The 20,156-nt window shown below is 38.0% G+C and carries 23 protein-coding genes; 6 read left to right on the top strand and 17 right to left on the bottom strand.

Annotated features, from left to right (window positions below; genetic code table 11):
• Window positions 1-45: 45 nt before the first annotated feature.
• The 10 genes from WMZ97_RS15435 to WMZ97_RS15390 all read right to left on the bottom strand — a co-directional run bounded on the left by WMZ97_RS15435 (window position 46) and on the right by WMZ97_RS15390 (window position 7,926).
• Window positions 46-1,266: a phage major capsid protein gene (locus WMZ97_RS15435; protein ID WP_343272985.1), complete on the bottom strand. Its 1,221-nt coding sequence runs from the start codon at window positions 1,264-1,266 to the stop codon at window positions 46-48.
• Between the two features lie 2 nt (window positions 1,267-1,268).
• Window positions 1,269-1,853, bottom strand: coding sequence for an HK97 family phage prohead protease (locus tag WMZ97_RS15430; RefSeq protein WP_343272984.1), 585 nt, complete (start codon window positions 1,851-1,853; stop codon window positions 1,269-1,271).
• Entirely contained in the window at window positions 1,825-3,033 is a 1,209-nt protein-coding gene (locus WMZ97_RS15425) for a phage portal protein (protein WP_343272983.1), read from the bottom strand. The genes WMZ97_RS15430 and WMZ97_RS15425 overlap by 29 nt, the downstream gene beginning before the upstream one ends.
• Complete coding sequence (locus WMZ97_RS15420; protein ID WP_343272982.1) at window positions 2,988-3,161, bottom strand: hypothetical protein; 174 nt, start codon at window positions 3,159-3,161, stop codon at window positions 2,988-2,990. The genes WMZ97_RS15425 and WMZ97_RS15420 overlap by 46 nt, the downstream gene beginning before the upstream one ends.
• Window positions 3,162-3,402: 241 nt before the next feature.
• Window positions 3,403-5,505 (bottom strand): phage NrS-1 polymerase family protein, encoded by a 2,103-nt coding sequence (locus WMZ97_RS15415; protein WP_343272981.1) that lies wholly within the window; start codon window positions 5,503-5,505, stop codon window positions 3,403-3,405.
• Window positions 5,506-5,617: 112 nt separating this feature from the next.
• Complete coding sequence (locus WMZ97_RS15410; RefSeq protein ID WP_343272980.1) at window positions 5,618-5,926, bottom strand: hypothetical protein; 309 nt, start codon at window positions 5,924-5,926, stop codon at window positions 5,618-5,620.
• Between the two features lie 12 nt (window positions 5,927-5,938).
• The gene (locus tag WMZ97_RS15405; RefSeq protein ID WP_343272979.1) at window positions 5,939-6,532 is read right to left on the bottom strand and encodes a hypothetical protein; all 594 of its coding nucleotides are present in this window, start codon (window positions 6,530-6,532) and stop codon (window positions 5,939-5,941) included.
• Between the two features lie 42 nt (window positions 6,533-6,574).
• Window positions 6,575-7,216, bottom strand: coding sequence for a hypothetical protein (locus tag WMZ97_RS15400; RefSeq protein WP_343272978.1), 642 nt, complete (start codon window positions 7,214-7,216; stop codon window positions 6,575-6,577).
• A 178-nt stretch (window positions 7,217-7,394) separates the two neighbouring features.
• Window positions 7,395-7,706 carry a helix-turn-helix domain-containing protein gene (locus WMZ97_RS15395; RefSeq protein WP_343272977.1) on the bottom strand — a complete coding sequence of 104 codons (312 nt, stop codon included), beginning with the start codon at window positions 7,704-7,706 and terminating at the stop codon, window positions 7,395-7,397.
• Window positions 7,707-7,719: 13 nt separating this feature from the next.
• Window positions 7,720-7,926: a helix-turn-helix transcriptional regulator gene (locus tag WMZ97_RS15390; protein ID WP_343272976.1), complete on the bottom strand. Its 207-nt coding sequence runs from the start codon at window positions 7,924-7,926 to the stop codon at window positions 7,720-7,722.
• 149 nt (window positions 7,927-8,075) lie between these two features.
• Here WMZ97_RS15390 and WMZ97_RS15385 point away from each other — a divergent pair, with 149 nt between their 5' ends.
• Both WMZ97_RS15385 and WMZ97_RS15380 read left to right on the top strand, forming a co-directional pair.
• Window positions 8,076-9,035, top strand: a complete 960-nt coding sequence (locus tag WMZ97_RS15385; protein WP_343272975.1) for a helix-turn-helix domain-containing protein — start codon at window positions 8,076-8,078, stop codon at window positions 9,033-9,035.
• A 2-nt stretch (window positions 9,036-9,037) separates the two neighbouring features.
• Window positions 9,038-10,237 (top strand): site-specific integrase, encoded by a 1,200-nt coding sequence (locus WMZ97_RS15380; protein WP_343272974.1) that lies wholly within the window; start codon window positions 9,038-9,040, stop codon window positions 10,235-10,237.
• Window positions 10,238-10,295: 58 nt separating this feature from the next.
• On the opposite strand, the gene groL is transcribed toward WMZ97_RS15380, so the two are convergent.
• Both groL and groES read right to left on the bottom strand, forming a co-directional pair.
• Window positions 10,296-11,933, bottom strand: coding sequence for a chaperonin GroEL (groL, locus tag WMZ97_RS15375; protein WP_343272973.1), 1,638 nt, complete (start codon window positions 11,931-11,933; stop codon window positions 10,296-10,298).
• A gap of 38 nt (window positions 11,934-11,971) precedes the next feature.
• Window positions 11,972-12,256, bottom strand: a complete 285-nt coding sequence (gene groES / locus WMZ97_RS15370; protein ID WP_343272972.1) for a co-chaperone GroES — start codon at window positions 12,254-12,256, stop codon at window positions 11,972-11,974.
• Window positions 12,257-12,554: 298 nt separating this feature from the next.
• Between groES and WMZ97_RS15365 the strand changes: the two genes are divergently transcribed.
• Together WMZ97_RS15365 and WMZ97_RS15360 are read left to right on the top strand one after the other, a co-directional pair.
• Window positions 12,555-13,271 (top strand): CPBP family intramembrane glutamic endopeptidase, encoded by a 717-nt coding sequence (locus tag WMZ97_RS15365; protein WP_343272971.1) that lies wholly within the window; start codon window positions 12,555-12,557, stop codon window positions 13,269-13,271.
• A 47-nt stretch (window positions 13,272-13,318) separates the two neighbouring features.
• On the top strand, window positions 13,319-13,522 hold the full coding sequence (locus tag WMZ97_RS15360) for a YdiK family protein (protein ID WP_343272970.1): 204 nt from the start codon (window positions 13,319-13,321) through the stop codon (window positions 13,520-13,522).
• Window positions 13,523-13,549: 27 nt separating this feature from the next.
• Here WMZ97_RS15360 and WMZ97_RS15355 read toward each other — a convergent pair whose 3' ends face one another.
• A complete protein-coding gene (locus tag WMZ97_RS15355; RefSeq protein WP_343272969.1) occupies window positions 13,550-14,287 on the bottom strand; it encodes a class I SAM-dependent methyltransferase in 738 nt (245 codons plus the stop codon).
• 174 nt (window positions 14,288-14,461) lie between these two features.
• On the opposite strand from WMZ97_RS15355, the gene WMZ97_RS15350 reads away from it, so the two are divergent.
• Complete coding sequence (locus WMZ97_RS15350) at window positions 14,462-14,737, top strand: hypothetical protein (protein WP_343272968.1); 276 nt, start codon at window positions 14,462-14,464, stop codon at window positions 14,735-14,737.
• An 85-nt stretch (window positions 14,738-14,822) separates the two neighbouring features.
• Here the strand turns inward: WMZ97_RS15350 and WMZ97_RS15345 are convergent, their stop codons facing one another.
• From WMZ97_RS15345 to moaC, 3 genes are all read right to left on the bottom strand, one after another.
• Window positions 14,823-15,653 carry a DUF2268 domain-containing protein gene (locus WMZ97_RS15345; protein ID WP_343272967.1) on the bottom strand — a complete coding sequence of 277 codons (831 nt, stop codon included), beginning with the start codon at window positions 15,651-15,653 and terminating at the stop codon, window positions 14,823-14,825.
• 143 nt (window positions 15,654-15,796) lie between these two features.
• Entirely contained in the window at window positions 15,797-16,426 is a 630-nt protein-coding gene (locus tag WMZ97_RS15340; RefSeq protein WP_343272966.1) for a redox-sensing transcriptional repressor Rex, read from the bottom strand.
• A gap of 1 nt (window position 16,427) precedes the next feature.
• Window positions 16,428-16,922: a cyclic pyranopterin monophosphate synthase MoaC gene (moaC, locus tag WMZ97_RS15335; protein ID WP_343272965.1), complete on the bottom strand. Its 495-nt coding sequence runs from the start codon at window positions 16,920-16,922 to the stop codon at window positions 16,428-16,430.
• A 184-nt stretch (window positions 16,923-17,106) separates the two neighbouring features.
• Between moaC and WMZ97_RS15330 the strand changes: the two genes are divergently transcribed.
• The gene (locus WMZ97_RS15330) at window positions 17,107-19,032 is read left to right on the top strand and encodes an ABC-F family ATP-binding cassette domain-containing protein (protein ID WP_343272964.1); all 1,926 of its coding nucleotides are present in this window, start codon (window positions 17,107-17,109) and stop codon (window positions 19,030-19,032) included.
• 674 nt (window positions 19,033-19,706) lie between these two features.
• Here WMZ97_RS15330 and WMZ97_RS15325 read toward each other — a convergent pair.
• Window positions 19,707-20,156, bottom strand: a 450-nt coding sequence (locus WMZ97_RS15325; protein WP_449826328.1) for a Kae1-like domain-containing protein, incomplete at its 5' end; no start/stop codon positions are given.

Below are 20,156 nucleotides of genomic sequence, written 5' to 3'. Positions count from 1 at the left end.
ATAAACAAAGGGATACCAGCATTGTCACTGATACCCCTAATAGTTTTATGCCCCTGCTTTTGGTGTCAACTTAATAAAGGCTTCATCTACTAATGGTTTAGTATCTGCAATAGCCATTGCTCTGTAATCTACAAGCCCACTCTTGAAGCTTGATTCTCTTGATGTTTCTAGCATTAAACCTTGTGGCATGTTATAACCCATGTAATTGAAATCACCAAGGATGATAGTATCATCTGCAATGTTGTCATCAATAACAACCTCTTTACCTAAAATGCGCCCTACTGATTCATTCTTAGGATCTGCAATAAAGATAGGTCGCTTGTTATCATCTACCAAGCTATAAACCTTGTTATAAAGAGTAGCGTTATTCATTGCGAATTTTGCCCCTGCTGCATATCCTCGCTTTAACTTAGCAAGTGCGCTTGTGAAGTCTGTGTACTTGCCTGTTAGGTCTAGGCTGTTGGATTCATCCCATGTAATGCCTGCATCAATCCCTGTGCCTTTCTTATCTCCATCACCATTAACAAGTGCATCTGCAATGGTTTCCATTACACAATTAGTAAGTTCTTCAATTAGATAAGATTCAAAGGCTTGTACAGTCATTTTCTTAGCTGCTGCACTAATGGAAAATACCTTGATAATCTCATAGCCATTAAATTCAACTGCTGCTGTTGATACCTTTTCACTGTCTACCTTTTTACCTTCCTCATGCCATTCTGCTTTATTGCTCGGTGTTCCAATAGGTACGCTAATGTTAGTAGGAATGTTGAAGTTTCTTACATGCCCAATAAGTCCACCCATTGTACGTGCCTTTTTGATAACCTCGTTTAATGTTTGCGTTGGCAATACCGCTGCGCTGTTTGTCGTTGTGTTAAATTTATCTGCTCGGTTTTCTTTATCCTGTTGATCCATAGCAGCATTAAATGTACGTTGTTCCACATCATTTAAGGATTGCCCTAGCATTGTTTTATAGAAAGCTGAACGGTATTCCGGGCTTTCAAATACATTATCAGTAGGAACGTTTTGTCCTTGGTTGAAGCTTGTTCCTGTTACTGGATTGAATTGCGTTCCTTGATTGCTCTGGCTGCGTTGTTCAATGTTTGCCTTAGCTTCTTTCAATCCATCTAATTCAATGTTTAATGCTTGTACATCTGCGTTTGCATCTGTATCAATAACCTTGCTTATTTCCTGCGCTCGTGATTCGATTACCTCTAGTGACTGACCTCTATAATAGTTAAATGCTTCTTGTACTGTTTTGAAATTCATAGTTAAATACCCCTTTTCAATAATTGATTAATTTTAATTTTTGCTTGCTCTTTCCGTTTTTCTTCTTGCTCGGCTTCTTGCATTTGGTTTCTTGCTTCAACTGATGCTGTTTGATATGCAGGAAAGTTTACAATGCTGCACTCATACAGTTTATTGATACGTGATATAGTTCTTGTTCTTTTTTCCACATCATAGGATTGCCCATCTCTATCACATGTGAAACTGAATGACATACCTGTCATATCGCCCCGGCTTACTGCCGTATAGACGGAGCGGGCTTCTTCTGTATCGGGCAATATCGCCCTCATATTTAAGCCTTTTTCATCTGTCCATAATTCCATGGTTTTTGGTGTTTTTGCTAATGGAATTTTATTATAATCATGGCTTACAAGAAGCCTAGTATCTGTTAGATCTACACCATCAAGGGCATTGCGTTGTATTACCTCTGTATATTGCCCCATAGGATCATTTATTTTTGTTGGTGTGTTGAATATTATCGGTGTTCCTGTAATAACCATTTCTTTACTTTCGGATTGTTCTGCTCTAATTTCTATATGCCTAGTTTCTTTCATTGTTTTGTTGTTCATTGCTTTTACCTCCTTGGTATTGATCCACTAATTCAGAATTAACTACATTCAATGTTTGAAGCCTTTTATCTCCATCCTCAACTGGTGGCAAATTCAATATTTCTAGTCCTTGATTGATTGTAAGAAGCCCAAGCGGTACTAATTCCTTTAGAATGTTTGTTTTGCTGTCGTTTGAAGCAAATTGCAATCTATTAGATTCAAATATGATAGTATTGCCAAAGGCCTGCTCTCTTTCTGTAAATAGCTTGTCTGTTAGTTCCAGGCTGAATTGCAATGATAATGGTTCTATTACTGATTCATAAAATGCAGCCCATTCATCTTCTGTATAGGTACTATTTACAATAGATTCACTAATTCCAAGATATTCATAGATTTTCTTCTTTACACTTTCAAGCTGTTTATCATCTATTGTTGTATTTTGCATATTTAACGGTGTATATTCTGCCTTGCTATCTAATGCAGCAATACCGCCATGATTCTTAACTGTTAAATAATCTTCTATGAAAGCTTCCTTTTCTTCTTTTAGCTTTTCGGGGGAAAGCACTTGATTATATTTTAAAATCCCTCTAATGGTTGCATTACTTTTAATAGATTCTTCTAGCCCTTCATTTTGCGTATGTGCCAAGTCTAGTGCAGGCATAATGGCTGTATTAGAATCACCTAGCAAATCATTAGAATTATAGAATCGCCTTAATATCAATACTTCTGACATGTGCAGCGTTACTTGTTCACCGCTTGAAAATAAGAAGCGCAAATACATTTCATTTGTGGGATCTGTTACAAATTCCACATTCACTGGGGATAATGGATACATAGCTTGTAAATATCCCCTATCATCCTTTTGTAAGAAAGCATAGGCATTGTTATGCAAATAGTAATGAGTTACTAGCTTATATACTAGGTCATATGCGGTCATGTATGGATTCGGTCTTACCTGTAATATTCGATTAAGGTAGTGATCCCCTTGTAATCGTCTGTTATTGTGTTTTGAATATACAATGTGTTTCCCTTTTAGTTTTGCAGCGTTTCTTGCAATGGCATCAATAGCAGCCCTGTATATGTCGGATTCATAGGCATTACCACTGAATGGGGTAAATGTTGAACCGCCTGCCATTACTTCTGCTCGATATGTTTCTACTGGCTCACGTAAAAACTTAAATATCTTGTTAAATAAGCCCATTTGTTCACATCCTTTCTACTTGGTATATTTGACAACAAATGTTCAATAAAATCATTTATTTCATATTCTGCTCTTTCCGGTGTTTCTTCTTCTATAATTTTGATTTTTACATAGTTTATGTTTTTCATTTCTACACCTCCCAACTTTTCTTATGGTTAGAAGTTAGGTTTATAGTTAAGTAGTCCACACCATATATATCAATGGTTTAATACACTTTTCTAATTCCTAACCGGGATTTTAACTCTTTTGCCTATGTTGCCCACACTTCTTATAAAAACCTTACTTTTGAAAGTTTGAAAATCATGGTTAGAAGTTAGGTTTTACCCTCAACCCCTTATGTGACATAGCTTGAAGCACCTAACCAAAAACCTAACTCTTAACTTTTTTGAACCCTTTTACAGTTTTACCTTGCATATAAACAGATTTCTTTTCCCAACCGTCTAGGTTATCCATGTATAAATTAATTTTCTTCATTTGTGACTGCGCTGTTCTATTTGTGGAATCAAGATCAAGAATATAGGCAATCTCTTTTGCTGTCGTTCTGTCCATATCCTCTGTACCTTTTTGCTTTCCAAGATGTCTATAATTACCAAAGTGCGCTTTCTTCTCGTGCGGGCTTAAATTATTCCATTCTTTAGGTACTTTCATATTTAGATAATCTTCTATTTCTTGATAGAATAGATTTTCTTCCATTGCAGCATCCCGGTATAATTCTGCTACTTCTTCATCATTTTCATTTAAGAATAGCTTTTCACCATTCTTATATAGCTGATATGCTTCTGCCCATATCTGCTGAACCGTATCATCATCAAGGTTAAATACATCAAGTGTGGGCTTGTTTTTCAATGGTATAGGGAAAAATCTTCTGTTCCCTGTCAAATCATTAAGAAATTGCGTTGTATTGGTTGTTCCAATGAATACACAAGTACGCTTGTAATTTTGCGTTACCCTGCCATAAGGTAAACGGATTTTATCAAATTGTGCGCTTATGAACCCTTTCATCTTCTCAACTTTTGTACTGCCTACACTTGATAATTCGCTTAATTCCACAATCCATGAACCTATTAATAATTGATAATCATCTTTTGAATTTCCCAAGGATGCCAAGCTATCAACAAAGAACCCTTTCCCAAGTTTTGCGGCTATTGTGCTTTTACCTATTCCTTGATTACCTTGCAAAACTGGTACTATTTCCATTTTGATGCCCGGTTCATAAATTCTAGCAATTGCACCTGCAAGCCATTTCCTTGTTATGGATCGTGTATAATCGTTATCATCTGCGCCAAGGTAATCAATTAATATAGTTTCTGCTCTTAGCTGTCCATCCCATGCCCTATCTTCTATTATTTCTTTAATAGGATGATAAGAGTTCCTCTCCCTAGCAAGTAGTCCCAACATGTCTATCACATCATCTTTAGTGAATGTTATTAGATAACTTGAATCAATCCTATATCTGATTTTTGCAATAAAATCATCTGTGATAGGTTCTTTATTTACAGTCACTTCCTGTGTAAATTCATTAAATCCAATTTCTTTAAGTGCAGGATCACATCTTAAAATTTCCTTTAAATTGTATAGAAGCTTTTTAACGGTATCTTTTTCAGTAAGAATAAGTTTAGGTGTATCGGTATTGCTATCATTCACATGTAATTTAAAATCTTGCTTCTGATAAGTCGCTGTAAGGTCATTTATTGCCTTTTCTATCGTTCTAGCCATATAGTCTGCCCTGTCTGACTTCTCACGATAAAGCCCACTATCAAGGAATATCCTTTCAATCTGTGCAGCATCTTGCGTATAAAATGCCAACATGTTACATAGTGCCTGGTCTGCTTCTGAATGACTTCCATAAGCTGATATATCCCCATTCATCAAAGCCTTAAATTTATCGCTATTCTTAGCATGATGGGCTATCTTTAATATTTCTTCATCTGACATAGGCGGTGATTGTTGAACATGTTCCTTGTGTTCGGTTTCCTTGTTTGGAAAGTACATACTATATAAATAATCAATGTTCATTTGATTTTCATTTATTTCTAATGGTGTATTTTCCAAGTGATTGCCTGTTGTAACTATGAAGCGTTCTTTATCATACATTTCAAAGCCTTTTTTTGAGTTTTTGGAACGATTACCGGGCTTATTACCTTTAACGAAAATATGAAGCCCTGTTCCGCTCTGTGATATTTCCGTATAGCTGTTTACTGATTCTACAATGCTTTTAGCTTCTTTTGTAATAACACCATTTATGATGCAATCATCAAGATCTATCACTGTATATGGATCATGTTCAGATATGAAATATCCTACATGGTTGCTGTTATTAATAGCATCTTCGTAACTTGTCCAGGTACTTACATCTGTGGAGGATGCCCTTTCCCCATTCGTTTGATACGGTGCTTTATTATGGCTCAAAGCCCACTGTTTACGGTTTATTATTTCATTCGGTATAACACTTTTTTCTGTGATTGTTTGCAAGAAGCATCACCTCCAAGCTGTATTTTTCTTGCGTTCTTTGGTATAATAGAAATAGAATATTTTTATATGAAGTGGTGCATATGGGCGGCAACCCTGCACCACATCCAAGCTGTTACCCTTGATTCTTTGAATTAGGGGTATTTTCTTTTTCTATAAAATGTTCGGGAATAAATTCTGTACTTGCTAGTTCAAGCCCCAACTCTTTAAGTGATACGTTTAACTGTTCTCTATCCCATTTCCATGCTTCTGCATCATCAATTGCAGGTCTACCATGTTCTAACTTAAATTTCTTGTGTGCTCTTTCTAATGAACGCTTATTTTCGCTTTCCGGTGTTGCCCAATTCAATTCTACAAATGGATAACTATGCGACTTTTCCGGGCTGATTACATTTGCTACCTTTCTTCTAATGTTTTTTATCATCTGTATAACCTCCTATTTAACTAACTCTAATTTATTTGTTTTAAAACCTATCGTCTGCGGCTTTCCATTCCTTACATACATTGCTTCACCTTTAGTGTTTTTAAATGTGTTAGGTGTTTCCATGCCTTGTGCTGCCATAAACTCCTCAAACATATCAATATGCCCCTCATGCTGTCTTAAATGGCTTAAACTTATTACACTTTTTACAAAAAATCTGTGTATATCTTTGTTCATGTATTCCCCTAAAAGCATTAGCACGTTATCACCTATTGGCTTGTTTAGATCCAATGTATTTATATATTCCATTGATGAATAATAATCTTTCATTTCGTATTTATAGCCTTTAAAGTCTTTGTCCACCGGGAACATGTTCATAAATTCATTCGGTGTTAGCTGTTTGATTAATTCTTTTAATGCTGAAATTGTGTTAAATATTGCCAAGTCATCATCATGTGTTTTAGTTTCCGGGCTTCCATTGACTACTTTTACACCATAGAAGATAACCTGTTTAAAATTGTCGTCTATAACATTTTCTTGAAAGTAATGTGTTACTTTTTTATTAAATGCTTTTAGGTATAGCTGATACTTATTGCGATTACTTATCATTTATTGACCTCCTATAAAATCTGTCTAGTTAGTAGACAACTTTTAAAAATAATGGTCTACACTTGCCATAACTTCATCTGGATCTTTTCTTGAAACATCTATCAAATTAAGTGCCATATCCCTATCCATGAACCTATCAAACTTATGTGGTGTTAAATCTTTCTTATGTTTATCAAAGAAATCGAAAACACCATTAATCACTTCTTCGTCTGTTCCTGTCACATTAATTTCTTTAGCAAATTCTCTGGTGTCTTTTATAAAGGAACGGGCTATTTCACCTATTTCAACCGTACATTTATAAAGTTCTTCTCGTCTACGTTCTTTAGATTTTGATTCCTTTTCAATCTGTTTTAGCTTAGTAATTCCATAATGTCCTTTTTCTTTTAGTCCTTCTTCTCCAAAGTGTTCGAGTACGTTTATATAGTTATATACCTGCGCCCTGCTTATCTGTAATTGTTCATCACAATATTGTCTGAAGGATTTACAACCATAAGCAAGATACAATTTGTCATCCCTCATGCTTTTTAAAGAGATTGCCATATCATAAACTGCGTTTACTATTACATTTGCGCTTGTAAGAATCTTGTTATGATTTTCTACTGCTTTTTGTTGCATATCTAACGTGACACTTATTTCCTTTTTAGATTCATCATCATACATTGTTATGCTTGGTAACTCTATCAACTTAACACCTCCTATTTGTATCTTGAAAATGCTTGTATGCCTTTCTTGATATGCTGATCTGAATAAAATCCCTTATAAGCACTGTGTACACAATTCTTACTGCAAAAGGTAGAACCGCTATTATTTAACCTGTAATATGTTTGATTCTTCTTTATGGAATTTCCACAATCTGTACAGATCATTGGCTTACCTCCTTTAATCTGTTAAAGAATTTTATATCATTGTTTGTGGATGTCATGCTTGCTGTCATATCGTCAAGGAAAGCATCTACTTCTGACTGTTTAAAAAGATACTTGCTACCTACCTTGTAATACTTCAATCCATTTTTAATTAGCCTATCTTCAATTACTGGCTTGCTTATGTTCAAATACTCGGCTAATTCGTTATATGTCATGAAATACTTTTGTTTTGCTAACTCGTCCACACGTTCATTAATTGCTTTTTCTAACATGTTATTGACGGTCTTTTCATCCACCTGAACATTAAACAACTGCATCACCCCCTTAAGTTACTTTTTCTTTAACTTCAAAGATAAATAATTCATCAATAGTTGCATCTAATGCCTTGGCAATCTTATAAGCACTATTCATGGATGGTGTGCTTTTTCCGTTTTCGAAAAGGGAAATGGCCGCTTTACTTAAACCTGTTTTTCTAACTAGGTCAATTTGCTTTAACCCACTTTTTTCTCGGTATTTCTTTATGTTATTCATTTTCTCCCCTCCCTTGGTTAATTTTTATTTAACCGTTAAGTATAATTTAACATGGTAATAATACCCTGTCAAGAGTTGTGTTCAATTTTATTTAACTATATAATATGATAATATAACTATATCGTTAAAATTGATGAGGAGGGAAAGAAATGGACAAGGAATCATTTGGTTCTAATATGAGGGAATTAAGGAATGATAAAGGCTTATCCTTGCAGCAACTCGGGGACAAAACTGGCTTTACGAAAAGTTACATTTCAATGATTGAAAATGGGCGGCTAAAAGCTTTACCACAATCTGAAACATTAAAGAAATTGGCTGATGGTTTAAACATTGAACATGAATATATATTATATTTAGCTGGTGTAATAGATGAAAATTTATATAAACAACGTGAAAATACAAGGAAAGAAATTGCTTTAAAAAGAAGCATGATTGCTGATAATACTGAGGATTTAACTGCACTAGAAGCTAATATAAACAAATTAACGAACGAATGGGAAAATTTAAGGAATGTTACTACTGATTCGGTTTATGATGAGGATAACCATGAATTGTTAGAACAAATTAAAAGTAAAACAGATAGATTAAAGTCCATGTATTTTGGTGCGGCTAAAACAAGGGAAGAATTACAGAAAGAAATAGCTGCACAAGAACATGGCTTAGCGAAATTAAACCAACTTATACATGAAAGAGAAACTGCAACAAGCGAATCTGATAAAGATAAAATACAAGAAGATATAAACGAAGTGACTTCTTCCTTTTTCGACCTATTAAGTAACTCTACACCTAGCTTAAATTTATTTAATATAGTTAATAAGGATGGTTTAAGTCATCAAAAGCAATTAGATTTCCCTGTTAATGATCTGTACTTTCATTTAACGGATGAACATAACAAGAAAATGTATAAGTCCATTATTTTGAATGATAATGATAGAAAATATATTAATTCAATGATTGAAATGTATCTATTACGTAAATATGAAATAAAACAATTCGATAGGGATAATGAAATTGCCTATACTGATAAGGAATTCATGGATATAAAAGATACTATCAAAAATAAAAAGGTAAATGATTATTTTAAAAAACCTAACAAAAAGGATAAATAACAATGGCATACATCTATAAGCGTGGCAAAAAATGGGCTTATCGTGCATATGCCGGTAAAGATCCCATCACTGGTAATGATAAACAAGTAAGTAAATCGGGATTTTTAACAAAGAAAGATGCACAACTAGCAGCGGCAATGTTTGAAAGGCAATTCCACAAAGGGGAATATATAGAACCTTCTGCATTGACTTTTGAGGATCTAACCAAGGAATGGGAAAAGCATTACAGTGTGGATGCTAAGGAAAGTAGTGTAAGGGCAAGGAATAAGGCTCTTAAGCATGCTATTGCCAAGTTTGGCAACGATTCAATACAAAGTATCAATAAGCAAGAATACCAAGCTTTCATAGATGAAATAAGTAAGAAGTTTAGCAGGAATTATGTTTCAAGTATCCACACAAGCGCAAATATGGTATTCGAGTATGCTCATGGCATTAACTTAATTCAAGGCATCCCTACTGAAAAAATAAAACTACCTAAGAAGAAAAAGACTGTCCATGATATAGAAAATGAATCCATTCGGGATAAATTCCTTGAAAAAGAGGAATTAGAAGAATTTCTATTAATGGCTAAAAATAATGGCTTAGAAAGTGATCTATTACTGTTTACCACATTGGCATATACTGGCTTGCGTATAGGGGAATTACTTGCGCTTAAATGGTCTGATATTGATTTTGAAGCCCACACACTAAGAGTATCTAAAACATACTACAACCCCAATAACAACAAGAAAGCATACCAATTACTTACACCTAAAACAGATAAGTCTATAAGAACAATAACCATTGATGAAATTGTTGTCAATCTGTTACTTGAACATAAACATGAACAAGATGAAATTAAGAAAGAAAATGAACCATTCTACAAGGATGAAAGCTTTATTTTTGCAACTAACGAGGGATACCCTAAAACAATAAGACTTGTGGGCATGCGTATGGAAAGGCTGCTTAATATGATTAATAAAGATAAAAAGGATGATGAAAAAAAGCATGTTACACCTCATTCATTCCGGCATACTCACACATCTTTATTAATTGAAGCTAACGTACACATCAAAGAAATTCAAGAACGTTTAGGGCATAGTGATATTAATACCACAATGGATATATATGCACACATGACAAAAGGAATAAAAAAAGAAGCTTCCACAAGGTTTAGTAACCTCATGGAAAGCCTCTCTAAAAACATTTACGATAAAACATGAACAAAAACATGAACATGTTATTTTAAAAGCCTGTCATACTAATGGTTGATGGGCTGTTTTACATCATGCCCGGCATTCCGCCGCCCATGCCGCCCATATCAGGCATTCCGCCGCCACCAGCATTTTCTTCTGGCTGGTCAGCAATTACTGCTTCCGTTGTAAGGAACATAGCAGCAACGGATGCAGCATTTTGTAATGCATAACGGGTAACTTTGGTTGGATCAACAATTCCAGCTTCAACCATGTCTACCCATTCACCAGTTGCCGCATTGAAACCAATACCGACTTTTTCACCTTTTAAGCGTTCAACAACGATTGATCCTTCCAGACCAGCGTTGTGCGCGATTTGGCGTACTGGTTCTTCCAGTGCACGAAGAACGATGCTAGCACCTGTTGCTTCGTCACCTTCCAGTGACAATCCGTTAACTTTGTTGTATACGTTGACGAGTGCTGTACCACCACCAGAAACGATACCTTCTTCAACAGCTGCACGAGTAGAGTTCAAAGCATCTTCAATGCGAAGTTTACGCTCTTTCAATTCGGTTTCGGTTGCAGCCCCAACTTTGATAACTGCTACGCCACCAGATAGTTTAGCAAGACGTTCTTGCAGTTTTTCTTTGTCAAATTCAGAAGTAGTTTCTTCTGCTTGAGCACGAATTTGTGTCACACGGGAAGAAATTGCTTCAGGATTTCCAGAACCTTCAACAACGGTTGTATTGTCTTTCGTAACAACAACTTTGGAAGCACGGCCTAATTGTTCAATCGTTGCGTTTTTAAGATCCAAACCAAGGTCTTCGGTAATAACTTCCGCACCAGTTAATACCGCAATATCTTCAAGCATTGCTTTACGACGGTCACCGAACCCAGGTGCTTTAACAGCTACAACATTGAATGTACCGCGAAGCTTGTTCAACACTAATGTTGCTAGTGCTTCCCCTTCCACATCTTCCGCAATTAAAAGAAGTGGCTTACCTTGTTGTACAACTTGTTCAAGTACAGGAAGGATTTCCTGGATGTTGCTGATTTTTTTATCTGTAATAAAGATATAAGGATTTTCTAATTCTGCTTCCATTTTATCCTGGTCAGTTACCATGTATGGAGATGCGTAACCACGATCAAATTGCATACCTTCAACAACTTCTAATTCTGTGTTGAAACCTTTTGATTCTTCAATCGTGATAACACCATCATTACCAACGCGTTCCATTGCTTCTGAAATCAGGTTACCCACTTCTTTATCGTCAGAAGAAACAGAAGCAACTTGAGCAATGGATTCTTTTGATTCGATTGGCTTAGAATTGGTTTTTAATTCTGCAACAGCTGCTTCAACCGCTTTTTCGATACCACGGCGAACACCGACAGGATTAGCACCAGATGTAACGTTTTTCAAGCCTTCACGAATCATGGATTGGGCAAGTACTGTTGCCGTTGTTGTACCATCACCGGCAACATCATTTGTTTTAGATGCTACTTCAGATACAAGCTGTGCACCCATGTTCTCAAAGTGATCTTCCAATTCGATTTCCTTCGCGATCGTTACACCATCATTGGTGATTAATGGGGAACCGAATTTTTTATCTAAAACAACGTTACGACCTTTTGGCCCTAATGTTACCTTAACTGCGTCTGCTAATGTATCAACACCGCGAAGCATTGCACGGCGAGCGTCTTCTGAAAATTTAATTTCCTTAGCCATCTTTAAATGCCCTCCTTAAATTTGTATACGATAAATTTTTAGCCAATAACAGCTAAAATGTCACTTTCGCGAAGAATTAAGTATTCAGTGCCTTCATATTTCACTTCCGTACCTGCAAATTTAGAGAAAATAACCAAATTACCTTCTGCCACTTCAAGGGCTACTTTTTCCCCATTATCGGTTACACGTCCGGAACCGACAGCAACAACTTTCCCTTCTTGTGGTTTTTCCTTAGCAGAGTCTGGAAGTACGATACCGCTTGCAGTTTTTTCTTCTTGTTCAACAAGCTCGATTACAACACGATCTCCTAGTGGTTTGATCAATGTAGACAACCTCCTTAATTCGATTCTATAATGTATTTTTGATTTATTAGCACTCATTGATGGTGAGTGCTAATTCCACTTAATATAATAAATAATACAGCAAAAAAATGCAAGCATTGTCTACTTTTTTTTCACTTCCTTTGATTGACAAAAATCGACACAAGCGACAGTATCATTACTACCAAAGAGAAAAATATGCTAAGATATGGAATAGGTCTTTGAAAATACCGCTAATAGATACCTTAATCAACGCATACACTATTATGATCTCACTACATACAAAAGGAGTCGTTTTATTTTGACGAGAAGATATTGGTACGTCATTCTAACCTATATTGTCATGCAATTTTCGGTTATCATTGCTGTCCCACTCATACACGCCCTTACCCCCTTTAGCAAAATAAACATATCGATTTACTGGACAATCTTCAGCTTTATCGTAGGGCTTGTGGTTACCTTATTGTTAATGAAACCCGCTATGCAAGCAAGTCAAGACCGCAACACAACCGATTGGGGAACCACCATCGCCTGGATAGTTGCTGGTATTGTGTTAGCCTACATTTCTCAATACATTGCAACACTGATCGAAATGAATGTGTTTGGGATTACTGTTGACTCCAAAAACACGGATCAGATCATCACAATATCACGTTCTTATCCTTTATTTGTTATCATCCCAGCATTGATTGCACCCATTCTGGAAGAGATTATTTTTCGGAAAATCATTTTCGGCTGGTTCTATAAACGGATGAACTTCTTTTTCGCCGCTTTATTATCTGCCTTAATATTTGCGATCATTCATCAGGAACCGGAACATATTCTTGTTTATGCCTCCATGGGTTTTGTATTTGCGTTTGTCTATGTAAAAACCAAGCGGATTATCGCACCCATCCTGATACATATGACACTCAACACCGTTTCCGTCATGATTCAGCTTCTGTTCTCACCGGAAGAACTTGAAAAAATGATGGAGCAAGTCGATAAAGCCCAAATGATTCTTATCGGCATGCATTAAACACTGTAACAAACCTACCTGAAAAAGCTTTATGTTTGGAGGATATTATGCAACCATCACCGAAAGTAATGTCCATTATTTACTTTTTAATGGGACTTTTATTCACGTATATTGCAACATTAACAGCTAACGATACCATTTGGAATACTTCCACAATCATACTGGCAATCATTGCTACCCTCCAATTTGGTGTCTCCATACGCTTAATGCTGATTCATTTTCGGCTTACACGTAAAAACAAGAAGGGGTGATTATTCTCCCTTCTTGTTTTTTAAAGCTTATAATTCCGCCTTATACACAACATATTTTAATACATCGGCAAATCTTTGTGTTAACGCTTGATGCTGAAACCAAATTTCATATAACACAGGATCAAGTGGTTCGGATAAGTCTATTTCCTGGTCAAAAACCGCATCGGCCTGAAAAGACTCCTCATTTACCGCTTCAGCAACCGTATGTTCCTTGACGATAGCCACAGTGTGAAATCCGGCCGTTTTAAACAGCTGCATCCATTCCGCTTGTCCCGGGACCTCTCGTATACCATATAATGATTGGAATTCATCGATTTCTTCCTTAGCAAAAGGGAAGCCTGCAGTCATTTCCAGATCAAGGAGAATACCGCCCTTACGCAAAAGGCGGGCGTATTCGTTCACCGTCTTTCGAATAGTGGTGAAGACGGTTACCGACTCCACGACAATGAAATCAAACGATCCTGTTTCTAAATCCATTGCTTCTACATTTCCCTCCAGCAAATCGACCTGGTTCTTTTGATTGCTAAACCGTTCTCGTGCCTTCTCAACCATCATGGGATGCTGATCGATAGCTGTTACATGACAACCATATGTGTTTACTAAATAAGCTGCCGTTTGCCCCGTCCCGCAACCTGCATCAAGAATATGGTCCGTTGGTTTAATAGGAAGATCCCGTAAGATTTCTTTCGTAACTGCCAAGCCACCCGGATGCGCCCCGCCCACCCCGAGATACGCCAGTAAATCATGATAGGTGTAGCTTTCCATTGTTTCACTTCCCGTTCCTGTTTTTTAAGCAATATTGAGCTTTTTGTCCAATCAGAAGGGGGATAACTGCATAAGGTAATATTACAGCAGTGGAATGCTTCGTTTTTTCACCTTTGTTGTAGATACACACAATCATATAAATCAATATTGTTCATGAAAGGAGTAAATTCAAAGATGCCTGTAAATCCTTATTACCATCAATGCATGCGATGTGTTGGTAGACCTGTTCAAATCAGAACAAGGGATGGCCGGATACATCGTGGGGTAATTGATCGTGTCAATAATACCCATGTATACCTGCGTCCAATGGGAAATAGAAATCTTGGTGGATTCGGCTACGGATATGGTGGATGGGGTTGGGGTGGCGGCTGGGGCGGCTTCGGCCTTGGTTTTGCCTCGGGAATCGCCCTTACCGCCATCGCAGCATTTAGCCCTTTATTCTTCTGGTAATCCTATTCGTTTAAATTCCTCTTTCCTTTCGCCCACAAAATGTTATCAAAAAGTCTGCTATGCTACAATGGCGGACTTTTTGATCTTACCTTGAAAAATCCGACATCTCAAGAATGGTTTCCGCTGGTACATCCAATGTTGACTTTATCGTTCTTTCGGTGTTTTTCATATACGACGACACCATATGATATCCCGCATTATAGCCAGCCCATTTTGGAATAAAGCCATTTCCATACAACAATTCAACATGTCGACGCTGTGTTTTTTTCACGGATAGATTTGATTTCAACCACTTCTCCCAGTGTCGTTGAGCCGTACTAGATGAATAAATGGTTGCCCAACGAGCAATATGCTCCTGCCCTAGCCGCTCCTGAACAGCCATTTCGGCTAAGCCCTCCAGGACAATGGAATCCAGTATATCGACCTTTGAATCCCGCTTATTCAAATATTGGAGCCGGCATACGTGATTGTATTCATGTGTCAGCAGTTTCTCCAACTCTACTTTTTTATTGTGTCGGGTAATGAATAAAAAAACCTTATCTTCGTAGGATAAACCAGATAATCCATTAAAATCAGTCTGGAGACTCCGGTTTTGTTCATCAGAGGGGAAAATAAACACGGGTACATCTGGACCGTCCCAATCTTTACGGAGCTTGGCAAGCAACGTCTTTATCGTGTCCCAACACTTATTTTCAACCAATGATTGGATAATTGCTTTATCATTTGAACTTGGCGAAAAGAGGCCGTTTACCAATAGATGCATATGAATCTCTGCCGCTGTTGCAGGTTGGAAATAGGAGATAAGTCGTTTACTGATTTGCTCCTGCTGAATTTTTCTGATCTTTGCTCGTGATGTTTCCTTCTCCTTCTTCGTGAGATATTCTTCAAGCCACTTCCCCGTCTGCACAACTGCCATTTCCAATCAAATCCTTTTCCCATCTTTATCTTGCTGTCCCCATGTATAAACTGTTTCAACAAAAGATGACTAATATACTGTATGATACATAACCTAATTTGTTCATTTTATCCCCAAAAAAAAGACTAACGCGATGTTCATCGTTAGTCCAAAGGGTAATGCTTTAAAAAATACACAAGGGATTGCAGTTCAACAGCCAAATCAATGTGGTGCACCCGAATACTCTCTGGAACCGTAATCCTCGCCGGGGTAAAGTTAAGAATCCCGGCAATTCCCTGTTCCACAAGTCGTTCGGTGATTCCGTCCGCTTCACTGGCTGGAACGGTTAAGATGGCAACCTTGACGTCATTTAGCTTGTCCTCCAGTTCATCAATATGATAAACAGGCACCCCGCCAACGTCTGTTCCTACTTTGCTTGCATTCGTGTCAAACGCCATGACGATTTTCGTATTATTGTTTTTCATAAAGTTATAATGTAAAAATGCCGTCCCGAGGTTGCCGACACCAATTAACGCAACCTTGGTCATCTCATCCTGATCCAACGTTTTCCGAAAGAACCCAAGCAAATATTCGACATTGTAACCATATCCCTTTTTACCCAATGCCCCAAAATAACTGAAATCCCGTCGAATCGTTGCGGAATCAACCTTGACCGCATCGCTTAATTCCTTCGATGAAACCCGTGTTTTCCCTTGATGATGTAAATTATTTAAAAATCGATAATATAACGGTAGTCGTTTTGCTGTTGCTTGTGGAATTTTATGCTGTTCCATCTTACTCTCCTTCCCGTTCGCGATAGTAATCCCCAGATTTCCCGCCTTTTTTCTCTAAAAGACAAGTTTCCCCGATGATCATTCCCTTATCAATCGCTTTGCACATATCATAAATCGTTAATGCAGTTGCAGAAGCGGCAGTTAGTGCCTCCATTTCTACACCTGTACTTCCTTTTGTTTTCACAAATACTTTAATACATAATTCAAACCTGCCCCCATCCATATGCCAATCAAACGTAATATCAATTCCTTTTAATGGCAATGGGTGACACATAGGGATCCAGTCTGACGTTTTCTTAGCAGCCATGATTCCAGCCACTTGTGCTACCGCCAGCACATCCCCCTTCTCTATTTGATTATCGTTGATTTTTTGATAAATTTCTTCTGAGACCTTTACACTAGACGCTGCAATAGCTGTCCGTTCTGTTTCAGCCTTTTCACTTATATCAACCATTCGGGCGCGACCTTGTTGATTAAAGTGGGTGAAATCTGCCATTTGCTCAACCCCATTTCACTATTCGTTGCCTACATCTCTTAGTTTATCAGAAAAGAATCAATAAGTCGTGATTAAATTCACAAAGATTTTAAAAGCAGAAGTGCCCGGTTAAAGGAGAGATTTAACCATCCCCCTTTCTAACATGCCAATAATACGATACACTATTGTGGATGAGGTGAACGAAATGATTATCATGCAGTTAAATGACATCTCCAAATCCTTTGGTGCGGAGCAAATTTTATCTAATATAAAGCTGGAAATACAAGACAAAGACCGAATTGCGATTGTTGGGAGGAACGGCGCAGGAAAGTCAACACTATTGAAAATTATGGCTGGAGAGCTCTCGTATGATGATGGAGAAATACACAAACCGAAAGATCTTTCCATTGGCTACCTGTCACAGCATACTGGACTGGAGTCCGATAAAACAATATGGGAGGAAATGCTTACGGTTTTTCAGCATTTAATGGAACAGGAAAAACAGTTACGGCGTATGGAAGAGCAAATGGCAAACGCAGCCTCCATGTCAACGAAAGAATATGACCAGCTGTTGAAAGAATACGATAACAAACAACAGGCATTTGAAGCTGGTGGCGGATATCGCTATGAAACAGATATTAAATCCGTACTGGCTGGTCTCCATTTTCTCGATTATGATGATGCAACACCGATTAATGAATTAAGTGGAGGCCAGAAAACACGTCTGGCATTGGGGAAATTGCTTTTAATGAAACCAGAATTGTTGATCCTGGATGAGCCAACCAACCATCTCGACATTGATACACTGGCATGGCTGGAAAATTATTTGACCAATTATCCCGGAGCAGTAACCATCGTTTCCCATGACCGATATTTCCTGGATAAAACCGTTACGATCGTTTACGAAATCTCCTATCACCGAACCAAAAAATATCATGGGACCTACAGCAAATTTCTTGAACAAAAAGCTTTAAATTTTGAACAAGAGATGAAGGAATTTGAAAAACAACAGACCGAAATCAAGCGAATGGAGTCTTTTATCCAAAAAAATATTGTCCGGGCTTCCACCACAAAACGCGCACAATCACGCAGGAAGCAGTTAGAGAAGATGGAAAAAATGGACAAACCCGCTGGTGATGAATCCTCCGCAAATTTCTCATTTACCATCACTCGCCGAAGTGGAAATGACGTACTAAAGCTGGACGATGTTTCTTTTCGCTATGAAGATGAGCAGCGAGCGTTATTCTCACATGTGAATCTTTGCGTCAACCGGGGAGACCGTGTTGCGCTGGTCGGTCCAAATGGTGTAGGGAAAACTACCCTGCTTAAAACCATACTCGGCACATATAAGCCAAACCACGGAACCATTCAAATTGGCACCGGCGTACAAATTGGCTATTATGATCAGGAACAGACCAACGTAACACCAACAAAAACCATACTCCAGGAGCTATGGGACGAACATCCTAGCGTAAACGAGCGAGACATTCGTACTGTTCTAGGAAACTTCCTATTTTCCGGGGATGACGTGTTAAAACAGGTACATTCCTTAAGCGGTGGCGAAAAAGCGAGGCTTTCGCTGGCAAAACTCATGATGCAGCAAGCAAACCTGTTAGTCCTTGATGAACCAACAAACCATCTGGATATTGATAGCAAAGAAGTGCTGGAGGCAGCATTAATCGATTTCCCCGGAACGATTATATTTGTGTCCCATGACCGCTATTTCATCAATAGAATTACCGATCAGGTTGTCGAGATGCAACGGGATGGTGCTACCGTTTATTTAGGGGATTACGACTATTACATCGAGAAAAAACAGGAAGAGGCAGAACGTGAACGCTTACGTCAAACCGATGAAGTCGTTCAAACAGGAAAGGAAAAAGCGTCCACAACCTATCAACAGGAAAAAAAGCGACTGAGTGAACAAAGAAAGACCGAACGCAGGATAACAGAATTGGAAACAACGATTGAACAACTGGAAGAAGATCTGGTTAATTTGGAACATCAAATGACCGAACCGGAAATTTACCAGGATCATGAAAAAGCATTAGATTTAACGAAACAAACGAGTGCGCTCAAGGAAAGGATGGAGCAGTTGATGGAAGAATGGACGGATCTACAGGAGGATTAAAGAAAATAGGCACCAGGATCTAATGTTTACCTGGTGCTTTTTTCATCGTCTAGGAAATTAGAGGAAATTATAAATTTTTATGGCTGTGGATAACTATTCATAGATAGACGGCCTCGCCCAGCTCCAAGCGTCAAAAACTAGGAGATTTCTCGTCGTGTCCTGTGATAAGTCAACATCGGTTCAGGGGACAAAAGGAAGGCCGACTAAGAATGGGCTGTCGCTCAGGCTCACGTCTACTCCTGTTGCAGGGGCATGTTTCCTTTATCTCAGTTACGCCGCTCTAATCTCCACGTTTTTAAACGGCGCTTTCCGCTTTTGTTCCGTTAAATGATATGCCGTGGACTTGCTGGCTTACTTTAAATTCGTTTGCATAAAGGTTGTGGATAATGTAATAATTTTTCTTTATTGTGCACCTGTGAATAACCTAAATAGTCCCATCACGGAAATGTTCACAAAAACGAGATTCACTTCCCATTTCCAGCAAAAGATACTTACAATAATCCATTTCAAAGGAAGAATCCTCGTCCAAGACGCCGGATCCGTCCCTATCAACCAGACTTATACACACTATCCACAACCGCGATGCGGGTTATCCACATCTTTGTCCACACCACAAAATAAGATTTTAAAAAGGATGTTCACTATTTATCCACACCCCTGTTGATATTCTGTTATTAACTTAATAACATTCCTGGCCGGGCATTTAAATCCCACCCTGCCCGTTCGCCTTTTTCATACACAATGGCTCCTGCAGCACCAATCATCGCTGCATTATCAGTACAAAGTTTGAGTGGGGGGGTTAATAATGGGATATCGCTATTGGCAAACCGCTTATCCAATGCGGTCCGCAGTCCTTTATTCGCTGCCACACCGCCTGCAACAATTACCTGCTTTACCCCATATTGAATGGCTGCTTTGAACGTTTTTTCGGTCAATACTTCAATAACACTTGCCTGAAAACTAGCAGCAATGTCTTCCTTTTTCAGTTCTTCCCCACGTTGTTTTGCATTGTGAATCGTGTTGATAACCGATGATTTTAAGCCGCTAAAGCTAAAATCATAACTCCCCTCATCCAGCCACGCCCTGGGAAAAGCAATGGTTTCTGCACCAATACTGGCAAGCCG

Source organism: Lentibacillus songyuanensis, from assembly GCF_039548255.1.
In the GTDB taxonomy this organism is placed as follows: Bacteria; Bacillota; Bacilli; order Bacillales; family Amphibacillaceae; genus Lentibacillus_C; species Lentibacillus_C songyuanensis.
The sequence above is the reverse complement of the archived record's forward strand: the minus strand, read 5'-3'. Positions and strand labels throughout refer to the sequence as shown.

Coding starts and splice junctions, on each gene's coding strand:
- WMZ97_RS15435 (WP_343272985.1), bottom strand. CDS start 1,266: ATGAATTTCAAAACAGTACAAGAAGCATTTAACTATTATAGAGGTCAG.
- WMZ97_RS15430 (WP_343272984.1), bottom strand. CDS start 1,853: ATGAACAACAAAACAATGAAAGAAACTAGGCATATAGAAATTAGAGCA.
- WMZ97_RS15360 (WP_343272970.1), top strand. CDS start 13,319: ATGCAACCATCACCGAAAGTAATGTCCATTATTTACTTTTTAATGGGA.
- WMZ97_RS15390 (WP_343272976.1), bottom strand. CDS start 7,926: ATGAATAACATAAAGAAATACCGAGAAAAAAGTGGGTTAAAGCAAATT.
- WMZ97_RS15340 (WP_343272966.1), bottom strand. CDS start 16,426: ATGGAACAGCATAAAATTCCACAAGCAACAGCAAAACGACTACCGTTA.
- WMZ97_RS15420 (WP_343272982.1), bottom strand. CDS start 3,161: ATGAAAAACATAAACTATGTAAAAATCAAAATTATAGAAGAAGAAACA.
- moaC (WP_343272965.1), bottom strand. CDS start 16,922: ATGGCAGATTTCACCCACTTTAATCAACAAGGTCGCGCCCGAATGGTT.
- WMZ97_RS15405 (WP_343272979.1), bottom strand. CDS start 6,532: ATGATAAGTAATCGCAATAAGTATCAGCTATACCTAAAAGCATTTAAT.
- WMZ97_RS15355 (WP_343272969.1), bottom strand. CDS start 14,287: ATGGAAAGCTACACCTATCATGATTTACTGGCGTATCTCGGGGTGGGC.
- WMZ97_RS15330 (WP_343272964.1), top strand. CDS start 17,107: ATGATTATCATGCAGTTAAATGACATCTCCAAATCCTTTGGTGCGGAG.
- groL (WP_343272973.1), bottom strand. CDS start 11,933: ATGGCTAAGGAAATTAAATTTTCAGAAGACGCTCGCCGTGCAATGCTT.
- WMZ97_RS15385 (WP_343272975.1), top strand. CDS start 8,076: ATGGACAAGGAATCATTTGGTTCTAATATGAGGGAATTAAGGAATGAT.
- WMZ97_RS15425 (WP_343272983.1), bottom strand. CDS start 3,033: ATGGGCTTATTTAACAAGATATTTAAGTTTTTACGTGAGCCAGTAGAA.
- WMZ97_RS15380 (WP_343272974.1), top strand. CDS start 9,038: ATGGCATACATCTATAAGCGTGGCAAAAAATGGGCTTATCGTGCATAT.
- WMZ97_RS15350 (WP_343272968.1), top strand. CDS start 14,462: ATGCCTGTAAATCCTTATTACCATCAATGCATGCGATGTGTTGGTAGA.
- WMZ97_RS15345 (WP_343272967.1), bottom strand. CDS start 15,653: ATGGCAGTTGTGCAGACGGGGAAGTGGCTTGAAGAATATCTCACGAAG.
- WMZ97_RS15410 (WP_343272980.1), bottom strand. CDS start 5,926: ATGATAAAAAACATTAGAAGAAAGGTAGCAAATGTAATCAGCCCGGAA.